Consider the following 21,084-nt stretch of genomic DNA (forward strand, 5'->3'; position numbering starts at 1 on the left):
CATGACCGACACTCTTGCATCGACGCAGCAGCTCGACCGCGACGCCCTCGCAACCGACGCGATCACCCTCGTCCGTCGCTGGCTCCAGACCGCCTCGACGATCCCCGCCGACGCCTCCGCCCAGCAGCTCGCCGGTGTCTTGAAGGACCCGACCGGTCTCGAGTTCACCGTCGGGTTCGTCGACGGCGTCGTCCGCCCCGAGGACCTCCGCGTCGCCGCCCGCACGCTGCAGACCATCGCGCCGAAGGTGCCCGCGTTCCTGCCCTGGTACCTCAAGGCGGCCGTTCGATGCGGTGGCGCGTTCGCCCCCATCCTCCCGGGCGTCGTCATCCCCATCTCGCGCAAGGTGCTCCGCAACATGGTCGGCCACCTCGTCGTCGATGCGACGGACAAGAAGCTCGGCCCGGCGATCGCGAAGATCAAGACCCCCGGCACCCGGCTGAACGTCAACCTGCTCGGCGAGGCCGTCCTCGGCACCGGTGAGGCGGCGCGTCGCCTCGAGGGCACCCACAAGCTGCTCGCGCGCCCCGACGTCGACTACGTGTCGATCAAGGTGTCCTCCACGGTCAGCCCCCACTCGGTGTGGGCGTTCGACGAAGCCGTCGACCACGTCGTCACGAGCCTCACGCCCCTCTTCGAGCGTGCCGCCAAGGCCACACCTGCGAAGTTCATCAACCTCGACATGGAGGAGTACAAGGACCTCGACCTCACCATCGCGGTCTTCACGAAGCTCCTCGACCTCCCGCAGTTCCACGACCTCGAGGCCGGCATCGTGCTCCAGGCCTACCTGCCCGACGCCCTGTCGGCGATGATCCGGCTGCAGGAGTGGTCGGCCGGTCGCCGGGCCGCCGGCGGCGCGGGCATCAAGGTGCGCATCGTCAAGGGCGCCAACCTGCCGATGGAGCAGGTCGAGGCCTCCCTCCACGACTGGCCGCTCGCCACCTGGTCGACGAAGCAGGACTCCGACACCAACTACAAGCGCGTCGTCGAGTACGCCCTGCACCCCGACCGCATCGACAACGTGCGTATCGGCGTCGCCGGCCACAACCTGTTCGACATCGCGTTCGCCTGGCTGCTCGCGAAGCAGCGTGGTGTCGAGCGCGGGGTCGAGTTCGAGATGCTCCTCGGCATGGCGCAGGGCCAGGCCGAAGCCGTGAAGCGCGACGTCGGCGAGCTGCTGCTCTACACGCCGGTCGTGCACCCGCAGGAGTTCGACGTCGCGATCGCCTACCTCATCCGCCGTCTGGAGGAGGGCGCGAGCCAGGACAACTTCATGTCCGCCGTGTTCGAGCTGAGCGAGAACGAGACCCTCTTCGCCCGTGAGCAGGAGCGCTTCCTCGCCTCCCTCGCCGAGCTCGACACCACCGTCCCCGCGCCCAACCGCCAGCAGGACCGCACGAAGCCTGCGGAGCCCTCCCCGGTCGACGCGTTCGAGAACACTCCGGACACCGACCCGTCGCTCCCCGCCAACCGCGTGTGGGGACGCGACATCCTCACCCGCGTCGCCGACTCGCGGCTCGGGAACGACACCGTCGCAGCCTCCATCCTCGACAGCACCGAGGCCCTCGACGCCGTCATCGACGGTGCGACGGCTGCCGGTGCCGCGTGGGGATCGCTCTCCGGAGCGGAGCGCGCGGTCATCCTGCACCGCGCCGGCGACGTGCTCGAGCAGCGCCGCGCCGACCTCATGGAGGTCATGGCCGCAGAGACCGGCAAGACCCTCGACCAGTCCGACCCCGAGGTGTCCGAGGCGATCGACTTCGCCCACTACTACGCCGAGCGGGCGCGCGAACTCGACCACGTCGACGGCGCGACCTTCACCCCGGCGAAGCTCACCGTCGTCACCCCGCCGTGGAACTTCCCCGTCGCCATCCCGGCCGGGTCGACCCTCGCGGCGCTCGCCGCAGGTTCGCCGGTCATCATCAAGCCCGCCCGCCAGGCCCGCCGCAGCGGCGCCGTCATGATCGAGGCGCTGTGGGAGGCCGGGGTACCGCGCGAGGTCCTCCGTTTCGCGCAGCTGGCCGACAACTCGCTCGGTGAGCGCCTCATCGCTCACCCCGCGGTGGAGCGCGTCATCCTCACCGGTGGCTACGAGACGGCGGAGCTGTTCCGCTCCTTCCGTCCCGAGCTGCCGCTGCTCGCGGAGACCTCGGGCAAGAACGCGATCATCGTCACGCCGAGCGCCGACCTCGACCTCGCCGTGAAGGACGTCGTCGCCTCGGCCTTCGGTCACGCCGGCCAGAAGTGCTCGGCGGCGTCGCTCGTGATCCTGGTCGGCTCGGTCGCCTCCTCGCGCCGGTTCCGTCACCAGCTCGTCGACGCGGTGACCTCGCTGAAGGTCGGCTACCCGGTCGACCCCACCACGCAGATGGGCCCGATCATCGAACCCGCGAAGGGCAAGCTGCTCGGCGGCCTGACGACGCTCGGTGCCGGTGAGTCCTGGCTCGTCGAGCCGAAGCAGCTCGACGACACGGGCAAGCTGTGGAGCCCCGGCGTCCGTGCGGGCGTCGCGCGTGGTTCCGAGTACCACCTCACCGAGTACTTCGGCCCCATCCTCGGCGTCATGACGGCCGAGACCCTCGAGGAGGCCATCGCGATCCAGAACGAGATCGACTACGGCCTCACCGCCGGTCTGCACTCGCTCAACCCAGCGGAGCTGCGCTTGTGGCTCGACGGCATCCAGGCCGGCAACCTGTACGTGAACCGCGGCATCACCGGCGCGATCGTGCAGCGGCAGCCGTTCGGCGGATGGAAGAAGTCGGCCGTCGGTGCCGGAACCAAGGCTGGTGGGCCGAACTACCTCATCGGGCTCGGCTCGTGGTCGAGCGCCGAGAGCACGGCCGAGCGCACCGTCGGTCGCTCGGCGGAGCGTCGTGGGCCGAAGCCCGTCGTCGCCTCGCTGTTGCGTGCCGCCGACGCGGTGCTGCCCGCCGAGGAGTTCGCGTTCCTGCGTCGGTCCGTCGTGAGTGACACGGCGGCGTGGGCCGAGGAGTTCGGGGTCGCGAAGGACGTCTCGAAGCTGACGGCTGAGCGCAACGTGTTCCGATACGTGCCGCGTGAGGTCCATGTGCGCCTGGTTGACGGCGGGTCCGTCGCCGAGCTGCTGCGTGTCGTCGCCGCCGGTGCGACCGCGGGTGCGACCGTGCACGTGTCGTCCGCTGTGGCCCTGGCACCGAAGCTCGTGCCGGCGGTCGAGGCGATCACCGGCACGATCACGGTCGAGAGCGAGGACCGCTGGTACGTGACGGCCTCATCGCTCGTCGGGACGAAGGCCGGCGCGCGCGTGCGGATCATCGGTGGCACCACGGAGGGTGTCGCCCAGGCGACCTCCGGCAGCCCCGACGTCGCGATCTACGCGGGCGACGTCACCGAGGCCGGCCGCATCGAGCTGCTGCCGTTCCTCCAGGAGCAGGCGGTCTCGATCACGGCGCACCGGTTCGGCACGCCGAACCACCTCTCGGACGACCTCATCTGATCCGACCGCTGCTTCCCCAACTCAGGAACGCCCCGGCGTGTCATCTCGACACGCCGGGGCGTTCTGCGCGACACGCCGGAGGCGTCCTGAGTTAGGGAAGGACGGCCCCGTCGCCGCGCCGCAACCGTCCTGCGTTGTGGACCGGGAGGGGCGGGCTAGCGGAGGGTGCCGTGGACGGCGAACTCGTCGATGCGGGCGAGCTCGGCGTCGTCGAAGTCGAGGCGGTGGATCGCCGCGTAGTTGCCCTCGAGCTGCTCGACCGAGCTGGCACCGATGATCGCCGACGTGACCGTGTTCCGACGCAGCACCCACGAGAGCGCGAGCTGCGCGAGGGTCTGGCCACGCTCCTCGGCGATCGCCTGCAGGCCGCGTGCGCGCTCGAGGTACGTGTCGGTGATCGACTCCTCGTTGAGGAAGTGGCTCGTCGCCGCACGCGAGTCCGACGGAACGGAGCCGCCGAGGTAGCGGTCGGTCAGCATGCCCTGTGCGAGCGGGCTGAACACGACGGCGCCGAGACCGAGCTCGTCGAGGGTGTCGAGGAGGCCGTCCTCGACCTCGCGGGAGAACATCGAGTACCGCGGCTGGTGCACGAGCAACGGCACACCGAACTCACGGATCGCGGCGGCTGCGGCGACGGTCTGCTCCGGCGAGTAGTTCGAGATGCCCGCGTACAACGCCTTGCCCGACTGCACGGCCGAGGCGAGCGCGCCCATCGTCTCCTCGATCGGCGTCTCCGGGTCGGGACGGTGCGAGTAGAACACGTCGACGTACTCGACGCCGATGCGCGTGAGGCTCTGGTCGAGCGACGACAGCATCGTCTTGCGGGAGCCCCACTCGCCGTAGGGGCCCTGCCACATGTAATAGCCGGCCTTCGAGGTGATGATGATCTCGTCGCGGTGGGCTGAGAGGTCGTCGGCGAAGATCTTGCCGAAGGCGGTCTCGGCGGACCCGGCGGGCGGGCCGTAGTTGTTGGCGAGGTCGAAGTGGGTGATCCCGAGGTCGAAGGCGCGACGCACGATCGCGCGCTGCACCTCGATGCTGCGGCTCTCGCCGAAGTTGTGCCAGAGGCCGAGGGACAGCGCGGGGAGGCGCAGTCCGCTGCGGCCGACGCGGCGGTAGGTCATGTCGTCGTAACGGGTTTCGGCTGCTTCGTAGGGCATGGTCTGCGCTTTCATCGTCGAATCGTCGTGGTGCCGGAGTCAGCGTACCGTGACCGTTCACGGTGACGACAGGGGCGACGTGGACTAGCGTGAGCTGGTGCCGTCCACCTCCTCGTCAGACCCGATCACGCCCGCGCTCCAGCCGCGATCCGGATGCGGTGCGGCCATCGTCCGTGACGGTCGGATCCTGCTGCTCGAACGCCTCCGGGAGCCCGAGGCCGGGTCATGGGGCATCCCGGGCGGCAAGGTCGACTGGATGGAACGCCTCGAGGACGCGGTCCGCCGCGAGACCCGCGAGGAGACCGGCCTGGAGCTCGGGCCCGTCGAGTTGGTCTGCGTCGTCGACCACTTCGAGGAACGGCTGCAACAGCACTGGATCTCGCCCGTGTACCTCGCGGAGACGTCGCAGGGGGAGCCGGTGCTCCGTGAACCGGACAAGCACGGCGACTTGCGCTGGTTCCCGCTCGACCACCTGCCCGAGCGCGTGACGGTCTCCACCCGGGCGGCGGTCGAAGCGATCGGTCGGCGTCGGGGACCCGGGCGGCACGGCGACACCGACTCGTAGACTCGGGCGCGTGACCGATTCGCGATCGTCCGACGCCCACCACCAGTTCGTGACGTTCGACGCGCTCCGAGCGGAAGCGGTCGAACGACCCGTGCGGCGCGGCGCGGGAGCGTGGGGCTTCTTCGGCACCGTCGCGATCCTGATCGGTGCGCTGCTCGTCCCCGTCGCTCTCATGAGCACGTGGGCCGACACCCTGCTCCGGGACACGGACGCCTTCGTGGGCACCCTCGCCCCGCTCGCCACGGAACCAGCGGTGCAGGCCTTCGTCGGTGAGCAGGCGCTCGCCGCGCTCGAGAGTCAGGTCGACCTCGATGCGGCCGCGGCGGGTTCGTCGGACCTCGCCGCAGCGCTCGGCCTCCCGCCCGTGATCTCGGAGGTGCTCGCCGCGATCGGAGGCGACACCGCCGACGCGTTGCGCGAGGTGCTGCGGCGGAACGTGGCCGAGTTCGCGGCGTCACCCACCTTCGCGACCGCCTGGACGGACGCCCTGCGGGTCACCCACCAGCAGCTCGTCGCGGGGGTGTCCGGAGCCGACGGCGCGGTGATCGACGTCTCCGCCGAGCAGGGGCTCGGGATCCAGCTCGGTCCGATCGTCTCCGCCACACGCGGCTGGCTCGTCGACGCGGGGTTCGGGTTCGCCGCGCAGATCCCGGATGTCGACCGCGTGGTCGACGTCGTCCCGGCCGATCAGGTCGCGCCGGTGCTCGGCGTGGTCCGGGCGATCGAGACGACCGCGGGATGGTCGCCGTGGCTCGCCCCCGGGCTGCTCGTGCTCGGGGTGGTGCTCCTGCTGCTCGGGCGCCGTGATCCGAGCCGGACCGTGGCAGCGGGGGCCATGGGTGCCGTCGTCGGAGCCGGCGTGGCCCTCGTCCTGCTCGGCGCGGCCCGACTCGCGTTCATCGTCGCGGTCGCGACGGTCATCTCCGGCGGGGTCGGTGAGGCCGCGGCCTCGTTGCTCCTCGGCCCGCCGACCGACTCGGCGTGGATCGTGCTGTGGGTGTCGCTCGGGGTCGCCGTCCTTGCGTTCGTCAGTGCCGCGCTCCGTCTCCCTCAGCGAGTCGCCGGTGGCGTCCGGGCGTCGAGGCGTCCGCTCCCTCGTCCGAACGCCTGACCGACCGCTGCCCGCCGGACGGGCGCTCGAGGTGGCAAGCGTGGTCTCGCCGGGGCGCCGCGAGCTTCCGGTGGGCCGGTGCCTCCACGAGGGTGTGGAGCAGCCATGACGCGCCGAGGATCGACCCGAACCAGACCAGGAGGACGAGCGCACGGAGGAGGACGGGAAACGCGCCGACCGCTGCCGGCGTGATCGTCTTCGCCAGCAGGATGAGCACGAACACGTGCACGAGGTAGGTGCTGAACGACAGGCGGCCGAGCACCTGCGCCGGTCGGCTCCGCAACGCGACGGTCGTCCGTGGGCTCGCGACCGCCAGACCGCCGACGACGACCGCCGCGAAGGTGATCGCCGCCCACGCGCGCGGGGCACCGGGTTCGAGGACGACGGCGGCGATCAGGAGCCCGAGGCCACCACCCGCGGCGACCCAGGCCGCGCGACGGGTGACCGGAAGCCGTGAGGTCAGCTGTGCCACGCAGACGCCCAGTGCGAAGCCGCACAGCACGCGGACGACCGGGGGCGCCATGCCGTTCATGGCCGACGGCGCGAGCCCGGCCATGAGCGTCGACACGGCGATCGTCGCGCCGGCGAGGACGAGCAGGGCCGTGGTCGATCGGCGACGGGACCGACCGCGGATGGCCAGGGCCATCATCGGGAACAGGAGGAAGGCGAGGAACTGGGCGGACAACGACCAGGCCGGCGGGTTCCACCACAGCGCGTCGCCGAACCAGGCACGGGTCAGCGTGAGCTCGGCGAGGATGCCGATGGGCGGGAACGCGCCGGGTTCGGATTCGATGCCGACGAGTGCCCCGCCGAGGCAGAGCGCCAGGAAGGCGAGGAGGACCGCCACGTGCGCCGGGTACAGGCGCGCCACGCGGTTCCGGAGGTAGCGGCCGTAGCTGCGCCAGGTCCAGCGCCTCGCGCCGTACGCCTGGGCGATCGAGTACCCGCTGAGGACGAAGAAGACGTCGACGGCGAGGCCGGTGTGCGCCAGTGGGGCGAGCCAGGAGAGTTCCGGCAGCACGCTGAACAGCCAGTCGGCCGAGTGGGAGAAGACCACCCACCAGGCGGCGAGAGCCCGGGCGCCCGCGAACGCGGTGAGGTCCGCGCGTGGCGTGGCGACCTCGAGGCTCGGGTCGGGTGGGGGCTCGCGGTCCGCGGTCGAGGTCATAGTGCTCCTGGTCGGTCGAGAGGCGAGGTTCATCGCAGGAATGTCAGTCTAGAGTGCTTCTGTACCTCATGTTTCTGTACTCTGTGAGGTGTGAAGACGATCTCGACGACGGGCCGGGCGAATCGACGGATGGACGCGGTGCCGCCCGAACCGACTCCCGAACCGACGAACACCCCCGAGCCTCCGGACGCCCCGGAACCAGCGGATCCGCTCCCGCCCCCTCCAGGCGACGACCCGGCGCCCGAGCCGACGCCCGAGCCGGCTCCCGCCCCCGTCGGCACCGACGCGGTTCCGGCTTCGTCACCAGCCGAGCTGGTCCTCGAAGGGCCGGGGATCGACCCGACCGGCGCGACGGTGAGTACGGAGGCGGTCCTCGCGTGGTTCGCCGCGGTCCCCGCCGGAAGCACCGTCGTGGTGCGCGGCGGCGACGTCATCGCCCTCGACGCGACGCTCCGGATCCCGCGTCGCATCCATCTCCGCGGGCATGGCGAGCTCCGGTTCGGCGGTGGTGTCAGCACGACGCCTGCACTGAAACTCGTCGGCGACGGCAGCACGGTCACCGGCATCCGGATCACCTACACCGGGCCGGCCGCTCCGGCCACCGGCGGCCGCAGCACCGGCATCGGCATCTGGGCCGACGACGTGACCGTCAGCGGGGTCACCGTCGACGGCTTCCAGAACGGGGTCGCCGTCCAGCCGACCGGCGAGTTCGAAGGCGTGATCGTCTCCGGATGCCACATCCTCAACGTCACCGGCTCGGGCGGCGGCCGTGGTTCCGCCTCTTCGGCGGGCGAGGACCGGGGCGACGGCATCACCGTCTGGGGAGCTCGAGCCACCGTGGTCGGCAACGTCGTGTCGGCGGCGGCCGGCACGGACGCCCGCGTCGGCATCCATGCCGAGAGCCTGCCCGCATATGCGGCCGAGCCTGGTGACTGGGCCGATTCCCTCGTCACGATCGAGGGCAACGTCGTGACCGGGCCGTTCCGGCGGTCCATCGCCGTGGAGGGCATGGCCCACACCGTGGTCACCGGCAACACGGTCTCCGACGCGACCTGGTGGGGCATCGCCGCCATCGACAGCCGCTCCGTCGCCCTGGTCGCGAACACGGTGTGCTGGACGCGCACGGCCGCCGACGACCAGGGGTCGGCCTGGACGCCGAAACGCGGCCCCATCATGATCTACCGCAACGCCCGGGGGACGGTGGTCGCGAACAACGTCATCGACGTCCGTGGGGTCGCGAGCGCCGCGATCATGGCACAGGCGGCGGGGGCACCCGGGTCGGCCACCGTCGTCGGGGCCAGCGACGCCCTCATCACCGACAACGTGGTCCGCATCGCCGACGGCACCTGCCCCGTCGGGATCTCCCTCGATCGGGCGAAGCAACCGGTCGTCACGGGCAATCGCATCACGGTCACCCGTGGGTCGGGGTCAGTGGGCGGCATCGTGGCCTACTTCGCCGAAGACGCCGTCATCTCCGACAACTCCATCACCGGCTCCGCGACCTCGCACGGGTTCGGCGTGTTGCACGAGGGGCCCGGCTCCGTCGTGATCACCGGGAACCGGATCGACCACATCCGGGTCGCCGTCTCCGTGGCCAACTGCAGCGGGGGTGCCACGATCGCCACCAACACCGCGCGTGACTGCGAGTACGGGCTCGACACCTTCGGCTCGACGGGGCGCTCGGTGGTGTACGGCAACCGCTGGGAGGTGACGAACACCGCCCACGCCAACGCACAGCCGAACACGAGCTACCTGTCGACGAGGCACATGGGGCTCGCCCGTCCGTACGGCGGCGCGTCGGGCGACCTCCTCGTCGGCAACGGCCGTCTGTGGGTGAACGACCAGGGCACCTGGCGCTCGGCCACCCTGAGCTGAACCGACGGGCGGGCCCTCGGTGTCCGAGAGCCCGCCCGTGGTGGTGGTGCGGTGTCAGCTGCGGGGTGCATGCGTCGCGTCGGCTCCGTCCGCGGGCACGGTCTCGTCGGCCGCCGACGCCTGCTCGCCACCACGGAACTGCGTGCGGTACAGCTCGGCATACGCGCCGTCGACCTCGAGCAGCTGCGCGTGCGAGCCCTGCTCGACGATGCGACCGTTCTCCATCACGAGGATCGTGTCGGCGTCGCGGATCGTCGAGAGCCGGTGGGCGATCACGAAGGACGTCCGGTCGCTCCGCAGCGCCGCCATCGCGTGCTGCACGAGGAGCTCCGTGCGGGTGTCGACGGACGACGTCGCCTCATCGAGGATGAGGAGTTTCGGCTTCGCGATGAACGCACGGGCGATCGTGATGAGCTGCCGCTCACCCGCCGACACGCTGCCGCCGTCGGCGTCGAGGACGGTGTCGTAGCCGTCGGGCAGCTGCCGCACGAAGCGGTCCACCATCGTCGCCTCGGCCGCTTCGACGACCTCCTCGTCGCTCGCGTCGAGTCGGCCGTACCGGATGTTCTCTCGGATGGTGCCATCGAACAGCCAGGCGTCCTGCAGGACCATGCCGACCTGTGACCGCAGCTCGGCACGCGTCAGCGCGGTGATGTCGACGCCGTCGAGGAGGATGCGCCCCCCGGTCAGCTCGTAGAACCGCATCACCAGGTTGACGAGCGTCGTCTTGCCGGCGCCGGTCGGGCCGACGATCGCGACCGTCTGACCTGGCTGGGCGGAGAGGGAGAGATCCTCGATGAGGGGCTTCTCGGCGTCGTAGCTGAAGGAGACGCCGTCGAACTCGACGTGGCCGTCGGTGTGCTCGGGCAGGTGCGCCGTCGCCGTCTCCGGGTCCTGTTCCTCGGCGTCGAGCAGCTCGAAGGTGCGCTCGGCGGAGGCGACGCCGGACTGCAACTGGTTCGCCATGCCGGCGATCTGGCCGAGCGGCTGCGAGAACTCGCGCGAGTACTGGATGAACGCGGTCGCGTCGCCGAGCGTCATCTGCCCAGACGCGACGCGCAGCCCGCCGACCACGGCGATGAGCACGTACGACAGGTAGGAAACGAAGGTCATCGCCGGCATGATCATGCCGGACACGAACTGCGCGCCGAATGCGGCCGAGAAGAGCTTCTCGTTGCGCTCGTCGAACTCGGCGAGCATCTCCTTGTCGCGACCGAACACGCGGACCAGCTCGAGGCCGGAGAACGACTCCTCGATGTGCCCGTTGAGCGAACCGGTGTTCTTCCACTGCGCGGTGAACAGCTTCTGCGAGCGGGAGCCGATGACCCCGGCGATCAACGCCGACAGCGGCAGGGCGATGAGCGCGATGAGGGCGAGCTGCCACGACACGATGAACATCATCGCCGTGATGCCGAGGACGGTGAGCGCCGACTGGACGAGCTGCGAGAACGCCTGCTGGAGCGCCGTCTGGATGTTGTCGACGTCGTTCGTGACGCGCGACATGAGGTCGCCGCGCTGGCGGGTGTCGAAGTAGCTGAGCGGGAGGCGGTTGAGCTTCCGCTCGATGTCCTGGCGGAGGTTGTAGACGACCCGCATGACGAGGCCGTTGAGGATGTAGCCCTGCGCCCAGTTGAGGATCGAGGCGATGACGTACATGGCGAGCACGATGATGATGAGCCGGCCGAGCAGGGTGAAGTCGATGCCCTGACCGGGTGTGATGTCGGACTTCACGAGCATGTCGGCGTACTGGTCGTTGCCGGAGGCCCGCGCTTCGTCGACGATCTGGTCGAGCGGCACACCCGTCGGCAACTGCGAGCCGATGACGCCGTTGAAGATCGCGTCCATCGCGAGCCCGAGGATCTTCGGTGCGATGACGGTGAGGACGACCGACAGCACGACGAGTCCCACGACGAGGCTCATCTTCAGCTTCTCGGGGGCGAGCAGTCCGACGAGCCGCTTCGCGGACGGCCAGAACTGCTCGGCCTTCTTCGAGGGGGTGCCACCGAACATGTCGCCGTCGGCCTCGCTCGGCGTGAACTCCGGCGAGAGGGCTTCCTCTTCGACGGCGTTCAGCTCGGGAGCTTGCGCGGTGTCCTTCGACGCGCCGGAGGAGCGCTTGTCTCGTGGTGAACGGGCCATGATCACGCCACCCCTTCCACAGCGAGCTGCGATTGGACGATCTCGCGATACGTCTCGTTGGATTCGATGAGGTCGTCGTGGGTGCCGCGGCCGACGATGCCGCCGTCGTCCATGACGATGATGTGGTCGGCCTCGCGGATCGTGGCGATCCGCTGGGCGACGATGATGACGGTCGCGTCGGCGGTGCTCTCGCCGAGGGCCGCGCGGAGGCGGGCGTCGGTCGAGACGTCGAGGGCCGAGAAGGAGTCGTCGAACAGGTAGACCCGGGGCTTCGCGACGAGGGCGCGCGCGATGCAGAGGCGCTGCCGCTGACCGCCGGAGACGTTCGTACCACCCTGTGCGACGCCGTCGTTCAGCATCTTCGGCTTCGCGCGGACGAAGTCCTCGGCCTGGGCGACCTCGAGTGCGCTCCACAGTTCCTCGTCGGTGGCGTCGGGGCGGCCGAAGCGGAGGTTCGACGCGATCGTGCCGGAGAAGAGGTAGGGCTTCTGCGGCACGATGCCGACCACGCCGGCGATCTGCTGCCGGGTGAGCTGCGAGACGGGCACCCCGTCGATCGTGACGTGTCCCTGCTGCGGGTCGTAGAGGCGGGGGATGAGCGACAGCAGGGTCGTCTTGCCGGAACCGGTGGATCCCACGATCGCCGTGGTCTTGCCGGGTTCGGCCGTGAAGGTGATGTTCGACAGCACGGGGCGCTCGGCCCCCGGGTATCCGAAGGTGACGCCGGTGAACTCGACGCGACCGACCGACGGCACGCGGATGTCGGTGCTCGTCGGGACGGCGAGGCTCGGTTCGGTGTCGAGGACGCTCTGGATGCGCTCGGCGCAGACGACGGCGCGCGGGATCATCATCACCATGAACACGCCCATCATCACCGAGGTGAGGATCTGGAGCAGGTACTGGAGGAAGGCGGTGAGCGAGCCGACCTGCATCTGTCCGGCGTCCACCCGGTGGCCACCGAACCACAGCACGGCCGCGGTGGCGAGGTGGAGGACCATCATGATGACGGGGAACATGAGTACGAAGATGTTGCCGACCTTGACCGACACCCGGGTGAGGGACTCGTTGGCCCGGTTGTAGCGCTCGGACTCGAACGGCTCGCGGACGAAGGCGCGGACGACGCGGATGCCGATGATCTGCTCACGCAGGACGCTGTTGATGCCGTCGATGCGGTCTTGCATCTGCCGGAACAGGGGCATGAGCAGGTAGACGAGGAAGCCGACGATGATGAACAGCACGGGCACCGACACCCACACGAGCCAGGAGAGCCCGGCATCCTCGCGGAGGGCCATGATGATGCCGCCGACGCACATGATCGGTGCGGACACCATGAAGTTGAGGGTCATGAGCACGAGCATCTGCACCTGCTGCACGTCGTTCGTGCCGCGCGTGATGAGCGTCGCGCTGCCGAACCCGCTGATCTCGAGCGCGCCGAGCGAGTCGACCTTGCGGTAGAACTCGCGGCGCAGGTCGCGGCCGATCGCCATCGCGGTGCGGGCGCCGAAGTAGACGCCGCCGATGGCCGCGGCCACCTGGACGAGACAGACGACCAGCATCGTCATGCCCGTGGACCAGATGAAGTCGGTGTCGCCCCGCGAGACGCCCTGATCGATGATCTGCGCGTTCAGGCTGGGGAGGTAGAGGGCCGCGATCGTCGAGACGAGTTGCAGCACGAAGACCGCGACGACCCACGCCGCGTACGGCTTGGCGTGTCGGAGCGCGAGGGCGAGGAGGGCCATGTGAGGTCCTTTGACGTTTCGTGTCCGGTGCGCGGGAGGGCGCGCGGACGGAGGAGAGGTGGAGCCGGCCTGGCGAGGACGCCAGTACTCCCGGCGATGCACGGTCGGCGGGAGAGGGTGGTGCCCGTGTGACGATACTCCGCGCCGGTGACACCGTGGTGTCCTGGTTCGGAATCGTGATCATCGCCGACGCGACCACCCATCAGCGAGCGACGGTCCAGCATATATTCCAGACGACCAGTCCGCCAATCGACGGGTTCGAGCGGCTCGGCTCAGTCGACGCCCACGGTGATGGTGTGCCAGCCCTCGGCGCCGTTCGGGACCACGTCGACGGGGGTCTCGCTCTGCGTCTTCCCGCTCGCGTCGGTGGCTCGGACGGCGATGGTGTGGTCGCCGGCCGGGGCGTCCCACTCGAGCACCCATTGCACCCAGGTGTCGTCGGAGATGGCTGAGGCGAGTGTCGTGTCGACCCAGTCGCCGTCGTCGATCCGCACCTGGACGCGTTCGACACCGGTGTGCGGGGCCCAGGCGACACCGGCGACGGCGACGGTGCCAGCCGTGACCCGTCCGCCGTCGCGGGGCACGTCGATGCGCGACTCCGTCTTGATCGGTCCGCGCTCGGACCAGCCGCGATCGGTCCAGTAGGCGCGGGCGTCGGCGTAGCGGGTGACCTCCAGCTCGACGACCCACTTCGTGGCGGAGACGTAGCCGTAGAGGCCGGGGACCACCATGCGTACGGGGAAGCCGTGCTGCAGTGGCAGCGGCTCGCCGTTCATCCCGACGGCGAGGAGGCTGTCACGGTTCTCGTCCTGCAGCACCTCGAGCGGAGTCCCAGCCGTGAAGCCGTCGATGCTCCGCGACAGGACCATGTCGGCGCCGGCCAGCGGTTTGGCGCGGGCGAGCAGCTCGCGGATGGGGTGGCCGAGCCACAGCGCGTTGCCGATGAGGTCGCCGCCGACGGGGTTGGAGACGCACGTCAGCGTGATGATCGACTCCTGCAGGGGGAGGGCCAACAGCTCCGCGAAGTCGATCTCGAGTTCCTGCTCGACCATGCCGGTGATCTTGAGGCTCCACGTCGAGGGGTCGACGTTCGGCACCTGCAGGGCGGTGTCGATCCGGTAGAAGGAGTCGTTGGCCGACACGACCGGGGTGAGTCCGTCGATACCGAGTTCCGCTCCGGCCGGGACCGGCGGTGCGGCGACGGCGGCCTTCGGGAGCTTCAGCGCCTTCCGGATGGTCTCCACGGCGACGGCTCCGGCCGACGCCACGCGGGCGCCGACGCCGACGACGAGGGCGCCGACCGCCGTGCCGCCGAGCAGCACGAGGAATGATCGCCGGGGGAGTTCTGTGCGGGAGGCGCCCACGACCGGGCGGGCGGCGTCCGCGAGCGTCGCGTCGTCCCAGGTGCGGAGGCGGGCCACGAGGAGACGCAGGATCAGGATGCCGACCGCCGTGCCGACGATGCTCGGGAACGCCCAGTCGAGCCCGGCGTCCGCGCGGGTGATCGCCGCGACGACCGCGACGCCGCCGACCAGCGCGAGCGCGAGACAGCCGACGACCGGGCGGCGCTCCTCGAGGACGCCGATGCCGACCGCGAGTGCCGCGACCAGGACACCGAGCACGATGAGCAGCACGAGCTTGTCGTTCGTGCCGAACAGGGCGATGACGAGGTCCTTCACCCAGCCGGGCACGAGGTCGATGACGAGGGAGCCGACCGCGAGGAGCGGCGAACTCGCCGGCGCCACGAACGCTGCGACGGCCTCGGCCGACCCGAGGGTGGCGACGGCTGCGACGATGCCGGACGCGCCGGCGAGCAGGGTACGACGGCGAGGCTCCATGCCCGTCATGCTACGCGCGCCCGCTGGGCATTCCTCCCGGAACCGGCCCTAGAGGGGTGACTCGGGCGCCCATGCCCGTAGCCTGGGGGGATGACCGCAGTCGGGCTCGGAATCCCTCGTATCGGGTCGCCACTCAGGCGTATCCCGGACGCTGCCGGACGCCCCGACGTCGACGGCCTCATCGACCGCTTCGGCCGCGTCGCTCGCGACCTCCGAGTGTCGATCACGGAGAAGTGCTCCCTGCGATGCACCTACTGCATGCCGGAGCAGGGGCTCCCGGCGATCGCTCGCGAGGACCTCCTCACACCGACGGAGATCGGTCGCCTCGTCGAGATCGCCGTCCGCGACCTCGGCGTGCACGACATCCGCTTCACCGGTGGCGAGCCGCTCATGCGACCCGACCTCGCCGAGATCATCTCCCGCAGTTCCGCCGTGGCCGGCGACGCGTCGATCTCCATGACCACGAACGGCATCGGCCTCGACAAGCGGGTCGACGAGCTCGTCGCCGCGGGGCTCACGCGCGTGAACATCTCGCTCGACACCGTCGACCGCGACCACTTCGCGCGGCTCACCCGTCGCGACCGTCTCCCCGCGGTGCTCGCCGGGATCGAGGCCGCCAAGCGGGCCGGGCTGACGCCGCTGAAGATCAACGCGGTCCTCATGCGCGACACCCTCGACGGGGCGGTCGCCCTGCTGTCCTGGGCCATCGAGAACGGGTGCCGGCTCCGGTTCATCGAGCAGATGCCGCTCGACGCCGACGAGCAATGGGTGCGCGAGAACATGGTCGACGCGGCCGAGCTGCTCGACGTGCTCGGCTCGCGGTTCACGTTGACGGCCCCGCACCGCGAAGACCCGTCGGCTCCGGCCGAGGAGTGGCTCGTCGACGGCGGCCCGGCGACGGTGGGCATCATCGCCTCGGTCACGCGCTCGTTCTGCGACGATTGCGACCGCACGCGGCTCACCGCCGAGGGCACGATCCGGTCCTGCCTCTTCGGCGACGACGAGACCGACCTCCGCGGCATGCTGCGCTCGGGCGTCGAGGACGTCGAGATCGCCGACCGCTGGCGCGCCGCCATGTGGCACAAGCAGGCCGGGCACCGCATCGCGTCGGCCGACTTCGTCCGCCCGGAGCGGAGCATGGGGGCGATCGGTGGCTGAGACGACGACCCAGCAGGTGCTCGTCCGCTACTTCGCCGCGGCCGAGGAGGCCGCCGGTGTCCCGGAGGAGTCCTTCCCCGCCGTGGCGACGGTGGGCGAGCTGAAGTCGGTGCTGTCGGAACGCTACGGCGACGCGATGGTGCGGGTGCTCGCGTCGGGGTCGTTCCTCGTCGACGGGGTCGTCAGTCGCGACGACGAACGTCCGCTCGGTGCACGCGTGGACGTGCTGCCGCCGTTCGCCGGCGGCTAGGAGGGCGACGCCTCCGAGGGGCCGCGATCCGAGCCCGCACGGGCGGCCCGCTGTTGGAACCATCGGACGACGCTCCGGATGCGGTGGTGTTTCGCCGTGGCGTCCTCGCGGTCGTCACCGGGCTCGTCGTATCCCGGGATCGGTCCGTCCGGATAGTCGGCGAGCCGTTCGGAGCGCATCGTCCAGTCGGGGAAGCGGCGGTAGGGGATCTCCTCCTCGAGCAGGATCCGCATGTCGCGGTGCCTCCGGTCCCTCAGCAGCTTCGCCAGCACGTCCTGGACGACCACCCGAGGGCCCTCGATGACCTGGAAGAAGTCGTCGGCCTTCACGGCGAGCATCCCGGTCAGGCCCGAGCGCTCATTGTTCTCGCGCGATTGTCGGAGCAGTGCGTCCAGAGCCGGCCGGGTCAACGGGGCGGAGGAGGTGCTCACGTACGTGACGGAGAGCAACGCGGTTTCGGGCTGCGTCATACTCCGCGACCTTACACGCCAGGTGTCGAATAGGTCACCGGGTTGCGTGCCATGCGCGGCGAGCCACCGCCGCCGATCGGAACGCCAGGACGAGCGAGGCGATCGCGCCGACGACGGTGGTCAGGAAGGCCACGAACGCGAGCATCTGGAGGAGTTCGCCGACCGACGACGATCGGCCGATGTACGGCGGGATCTCGTCCGACACGGTGTTCCCGATCCCGAAACCGGCGAAGAACATGGCCAGGAGTCCCAGCCAGACGAGCATCGATCCGAGGGTGGCGACGTGGACCCAGTGGGTGCCGAGGCGCCCGCGCCAGCCGAAGGACGTGAACACCAGGATGGCGGTGAGGCCGAGGAGGAACGCGACCGCGACGCCGACGAGACCGACGGCGAGGGCGGTCGGGCTGAAGACGCCGTAGATGGCCTCGAGGCCGTACGAGTCGTCCGTCATCGCGAGCGGTGCCCAGATGAGCTCCTCGATGGGTGCCAGCACCAGCATCACCGTCGCGGCGACCGCCGAGACGATCACGGCGATGCGCTGCGGGCGGAGGTCGCGGCGTGCGTCGGGCGTCTGCATGGACTCCACGCTAGGCGCTCGACGACGTCAGGGCGTCATCCTGCCGAGGTGTCCTCGGGCGACGGTGCCTCGCCGAGGAGCGCCAACCGCTTCGCGAGGTACGGCGCCGTCCGGCTGGCCGGGTCCGCGGCGACGGCGTCCGGAGTGCCGGCGGACACGATCCGTCCGCCCGCGTCGCCCCCGGACGGCCCGAGGTCGATCACCCAGTCCGCCGCCGCGACGACGTCCATCTCGTGCTCGACCACGACGACCGTGTCGCCGGAGTCGACCAGCGCGTTCAACTGGGCGAGCAGACGCCGGACGTCGGACGGGTGCAGACCGGTCGTCGGCTCGTCCAGGAGGTAGAGGGTGTGCCCGCGGCGCACGCGCTGCAGTTCCGTCGCGAGCTTGATGCGCTGCGCCTCGCCGCCCGACAGCTCGGTGGCAGGCTGGCCGAGGCGCAGGTACCCGAGCCCGACCTCGAGCAGGGTACGGAGGCTGCGTGCTGCCGCCGGGACCGAGGCGAGGAACTCGGCCGCCTGCTCCACGGTGAGCGCGAGGACGTCGGCGATCGACTTCCCGTCGTAGGTGACCTCGAGGGTCTCCGCGTTGTAGCGGGCGCCGCCACAGGTGGGGCACTTCCCGTAGCTGCCGGGAAGGAACAGGAGCTCGACGGACACGAACCCTTCACCGAGGCAGGTCTCGCAGCGGCCACCTGCGACGTTGAACGAGAACCGGCCGGCCGTGTAGCCGCGCTCGCGGGCCAGGTCCGTGGCGGCGAAGGCCGCGCGGACGGCGTCGAAGAGCCCGGTGTACGTCGCGAGGTTCGACCGCGGTGTGCGACCGATCGGCTTCTGGTCCACCCGCACGAGGCGGTCGATGTGCTCGAGGCCCTTCGTGCGGCGGACGGACAGGGTGTCCGCGTGCCCGTCGGGGACGGTCGCTTCGGCCAGGCCGTCGCCGGTCGCATCCGGCTCGTCCGTGCCGTCGTCCTCGTCGAGTACGTCGTCACGGTCGCCGCCCGCGCGCAGGTGGTCACGGACGACGTCCCGGAGCACCCGGCTCACGAGCGTCGACTTACCGGACCCCGAGACGCCCGTGACCGCAACGAAGGTGCCCAGGGGGATCTCCGCGTCGACACCGGCGAGGTTGTGCAGCGTGATGCCCTCGACGCCGAGCCACCCGCGCGGTTCCCGCAGCGCACGACGAGCGTCGGTCGATCCTTCCGCTTCGGGGAAGAGGAACGGGCGCGTCGCCGAGGCCTCGATGTCGGCGAGCCCTGAGACCGCACCGCTGTAGAGCACCTCGCCGCCGCCCTCGCCGGCACCCGGTCCGACGTCGACGATCCAGTCCGCGTTCCGGACGACGTCCATGTTGTGCTCGACGACGTAGACCGAGTTGCCCGAGCGCTTGAGCTGCTCCAGCACGTCGAGCAGGGGTTCAGCATCGGCCGGGTGGAGGCCGGCCGACGGCTCGTCGAGCACGTAGACGACCCCGAAGAGCCCGGACCGCAGCTGGGTCGCCAGGCGGAGCCGCTGCATCTCGCCAGGGGACAGCGTCGTCGTCACCCGACCGAGCCCCAGATAGCCGAGGCCGAGGTCGGTGAGGACCCCGATACGCGCGAGGAGGTCGGTCGTGATGGCGACGGCCACGTCGGTGCGCTCGCCGGAGAGCGTGGTGGGGAGCGCCGGTGCGGCGTCGGTCAGCTGAGTCGTCGGCCGGATGACCTCGGCGAGCTCCGTCATCGGGAGGGCGTTGAGTTCGGCGATCGTCCGCCCGGCGAAGGTGACGGCGAGCGCCTCCCGGCGGAGCCCCGTGCCGTGGCACAGCGGGCATGGGCCGGAGCGGACGAACTGCAGCACCTTGTTCCGCATCATCTGGCTCTTCGAGTCGGAGAGGGTGTGGAAGACGTACTGCTTCGCGCTCCAGAACATGCCGTTGTACGGCTTCGCGACCCGGTCGCGTTGCGGGGTGATCTGCACCACCGGCTGCTCCTCGGTGAAGAGGATCCAGTCGCGGTCCTCCTGATCGAGCTCGCGCCACGGCCGATCGACGTCGTAGCCGAGCGCGATCGTGATGTCGCGGAGGTTCTTCGCCTGCCAGGCTCCCGGCCAGGCGGCGATCGCGCCCTCGCGGATGCTGAGCGACGGGTCGGGCACGAGGGAGTCCTCCGTGACGGTGTGTGCGACACCGATCCCGTGGCACTCGGGGCAGGCACCGACGGCGGTGTTCGGGGAGAACGCGTCGGAGTCGAGCCGGGTCGTGAAGCCCTCGGGGAAGGTGCCGGCACGCGAGAAGAGCATGCGGAGGGAGTTCGAGAGCGTGGTGACGGTGCCGACGCTGGAGCGCGAGCTCGGGGCACCGCGGCGCTGCTGCAGGGCGACCGCGGGCGGGAGGCCCGAGATGGAGTCGACGTGCGGGTCGTGGCCCTGCTGGATCAGTCGCCGGGCGTAGGGGGCGACGGACTCCAGGTAGCGCCGTTGCGCCTCGGTGAAGATGGTTCCGAACGCGAGCGACGACTTCCCGGAACCCGAGACGCCCGTGAAGGCGACGATCGCGTCGCGGGGGACGTCGACGTCCACGTTGCGGAGGTTGTTCTCGTTGGCTCCCCGGACGCGGACGAACGGGTCGGATGCTTCGGGGGCGTGTTCGGGCATCAGATCACCCTACGTCGCCCGCCGCTCGGGCGAGGGGTGGTTGACGCGTCTGAGCAGGTGTGCGGGCGCGCGGCGCTGGATCCGCCGCGAGCCGTGCGCCGTCGGGTGAGGATCAGCTGTCGAGGGTTGCGCGCGCGTCGGAAGCCAACAGGTACAGCGCGCGACTCGAGCCGGGGAACCGTTCGAAACCGAATCGTTCGTAGAACGGGATGACCTCGTCGGTGAGGGCGTGGACCAGGATCGCTCGCATCCCGATGATCTCCGCCGCGCTGATCGCCTGGAGGACGGCATGCTGCAGGAGGGCGGTTCCGAGGCCGTGGCCGGCGAAGTCCTGATCGATGGCGAGCCGCCCGATCAGGACGACGGGGATCGGGTCGGGCGCTCGGCGCGCCAGTTGCTGTGGCGCCTCCTCCCGGACGAGCGAACTCGCGGAGAGGCAGTAGTAGCCCGCGACTCGACCCTCGGTCGTCACCGAGACCATCGTCCTCGACCCGCCACTGCGGTCGTTGTTCCGTGCGTATCCGCGGAGCCAGCTGTCGAGGGCTTCCACGCCGCACCGGAACTCCGAGAGGACGTCTCCAGTGGCGAGGGGCCGGGGCGTCCGGAACTCAGTCAACGAAGATCGAGGGTCGGTTCAGGAGGTCGCGGAGCCCGTCGATCGAACGCGCTGGGCGTTCCAGGATCGCTTCGAACTGCTCGAGGGCAGCCGCGTCGAGGCGGATGTCGCGCTCACGCCTGATGACGTCCGCCGCCCGTTCGGTCGCTGCAGACGTGGTGAAGTCGGTGATGGAGCGCCCTTCGATCGCGGCAGCCGCAGCGATCGCGTCCTTCTGCGCGCTGGTCACGCGGACCTCGATGCGCTTGTCTTTCAGTGGGCCAGGCATGTCCCCAGTGTACGGCAAATATCCGTACGGGAGCACTGT

General features: G+C 70.3%; 16 protein-coding genes. 6 read left to right on the top strand and 10 right to left on the bottom strand.

The genetic code is table 11. The features are described 5' to 3' along the window. Position 1 precedes the first annotated feature (1 nt). Entirely contained in the window at positions 2-3,475 is a 3,474-nt protein-coding gene (locus tag ITJ57_RS01315; RefSeq protein ID WP_194668501.1) for a bifunctional proline dehydrogenase/L-glutamate gamma-semialdehyde dehydrogenase, read from the top strand. 155 nt (positions 3,476-3,630) lie between these two features. On the opposite strand, the gene ITJ57_RS01320 is transcribed toward ITJ57_RS01315, so the two are convergent. After that, positions 3,631-4,635 (bottom strand): aldo/keto reductase, encoded by a 1,005-nt coding sequence (locus ITJ57_RS01320; protein WP_194670240.1) that lies wholly within the window; start codon positions 4,633-4,635, stop codon positions 3,631-3,633. A gap of 97 nt (positions 4,636-4,732) precedes the next feature. Between ITJ57_RS01320 and ITJ57_RS01325 the strand changes: the two genes are divergently transcribed. Continuing rightward, complete coding sequence (locus ITJ57_RS01325) at positions 4,733-5,200, top strand: NUDIX domain-containing protein (RefSeq protein WP_370582119.1); 468 nt, start codon at positions 4,733-4,735, stop codon at positions 5,198-5,200. A 10-nt stretch (positions 5,201-5,210) separates the two neighbouring features. Further along, positions 5,211-6,311 (top strand): hypothetical protein, encoded by a 1,101-nt coding sequence (locus ITJ57_RS01330; protein WP_194668502.1) that lies wholly within the window; start codon positions 5,211-5,213, stop codon positions 6,309-6,311. Here ITJ57_RS01330 and ITJ57_RS01335 read toward each other — a convergent pair. Then, a complete protein-coding gene (locus ITJ57_RS01335; protein ID WP_194668503.1) occupies positions 6,229-7,479 on the bottom strand; it encodes an acyltransferase in 1,251 nt (416 codons plus the stop codon). The genes ITJ57_RS01330 and ITJ57_RS01335 overlap by 83 nt on opposite strands. A gap of 90 nt (positions 7,480-7,569) precedes the next feature. On the opposite strand from ITJ57_RS01335, the gene ITJ57_RS01340 reads away from it, so the two are divergent. Continuing rightward, entirely contained in the window at positions 7,570-9,354 is a 1,785-nt protein-coding gene (locus ITJ57_RS01340; protein ID WP_194668504.1) for a right-handed parallel beta-helix repeat-containing protein, read from the top strand. 54 nt (positions 9,355-9,408) lie between these two features. Here ITJ57_RS01340 and ITJ57_RS01345 read toward each other — a convergent pair whose 3' ends face one another. The 3 genes from ITJ57_RS01345 to ITJ57_RS01355 all read right to left on the bottom strand — a co-directional run bounded on the left by ITJ57_RS01345 (position 9,409) and on the right by ITJ57_RS01355 (position 15,070). Further along, positions 9,409-11,493, bottom strand: coding sequence for an ABC transporter ATP-binding protein (locus ITJ57_RS01345; protein WP_370582121.1), 2,085 nt, complete (start codon positions 11,491-11,493; stop codon positions 9,409-9,411). 2 nt (positions 11,494-11,495) lie between these two features. After that, entirely contained in the window at positions 11,496-13,232 is a 1,737-nt protein-coding gene (locus ITJ57_RS01350) for an ABC transporter ATP-binding protein (protein WP_194668505.1), read from the bottom strand. 272 nt (positions 13,233-13,504) lie between these two features. Then, positions 13,505-15,070: a molybdopterin-dependent oxidoreductase gene (locus ITJ57_RS01355; RefSeq protein ID WP_194668506.1), complete on the bottom strand. Its 1,566-nt coding sequence runs from the start codon at positions 15,068-15,070 to the stop codon at positions 13,505-13,507. Between the two features lie 90 nt (positions 15,071-15,160). Between ITJ57_RS01355 and moaA the strand changes: the two genes are divergently transcribed. Both moaA and ITJ57_RS01365 read left to right on the top strand, forming a co-directional pair. Further along, positions 15,161-16,228: a GTP 3',8-cyclase MoaA gene (gene moaA, locus ITJ57_RS01360; protein WP_056009996.1), complete on the top strand. Its 1,068-nt coding sequence runs from the start codon at positions 15,161-15,163 to the stop codon at positions 16,226-16,228. Next, a complete protein-coding gene (locus tag ITJ57_RS01365) occupies positions 16,221-16,478 on the top strand; it encodes a MoaD/ThiS family protein (protein WP_194668507.1) in 258 nt (85 codons plus the stop codon). The genes moaA and ITJ57_RS01365 overlap by 8 nt, the downstream gene beginning before the upstream one ends. Here ITJ57_RS01365 and ITJ57_RS01370 read toward each other — a convergent pair. The 5 genes from ITJ57_RS01370 to ITJ57_RS01390 all read right to left on the bottom strand — a co-directional run bounded on the left by ITJ57_RS01370 (position 16,475) and on the right by ITJ57_RS01390 (position 21,045). Further along, the gene (locus ITJ57_RS01370; RefSeq protein ID WP_194668508.1) at positions 16,475-16,948 is read right to left on the bottom strand and encodes a BLUF domain-containing protein; all 474 of its coding nucleotides are present in this window, start codon (positions 16,946-16,948) and stop codon (positions 16,475-16,477) included. The genes ITJ57_RS01365 and ITJ57_RS01370 overlap by 4 nt on opposite strands. A gap of 34 nt (positions 16,949-16,982) precedes the next feature. Beyond that, the gene (locus ITJ57_RS01375) at positions 16,983-17,525 is read right to left on the bottom strand and encodes a hypothetical protein (RefSeq protein ID WP_194668509.1); all 543 of its coding nucleotides are present in this window, start codon (positions 17,523-17,525) and stop codon (positions 16,983-16,985) included. Positions 17,526-17,560: 35 nt separating this feature from the next. After that, a complete protein-coding gene (locus ITJ57_RS01380; RefSeq protein ID WP_194668510.1) occupies positions 17,561-20,161 on the bottom strand; it encodes an excinuclease ABC subunit UvrA in 2,601 nt (866 codons plus the stop codon). Between the two features lie 112 nt (positions 20,162-20,273). Further along, positions 20,274-20,777, bottom strand: coding sequence for a GNAT family N-acetyltransferase (locus ITJ57_RS01385; protein WP_194668511.1), 504 nt, complete (start codon positions 20,775-20,777; stop codon positions 20,274-20,276). Further along, positions 20,770-21,045 carry a DUF1778 domain-containing protein gene (locus ITJ57_RS01390; protein ID WP_194668512.1) on the bottom strand — a complete coding sequence of 92 codons (276 nt, stop codon included), beginning with the start codon at positions 21,043-21,045 and terminating at the stop codon, positions 20,770-20,772. The genes ITJ57_RS01385 and ITJ57_RS01390 overlap by 8 nt, the downstream gene beginning before the upstream one ends. Between the last annotated feature and the right edge of the window lie 39 nt (positions 21,046-21,084).

The sequence above is a fragment of the Plantibacter sp. VKM Ac-2880 genome (assembly GCF_015351235.1).
Lineage (GTDB): Bacteria > Actinomycetota > Actinomycetes > Actinomycetales > Microbacteriaceae > Plantibacter.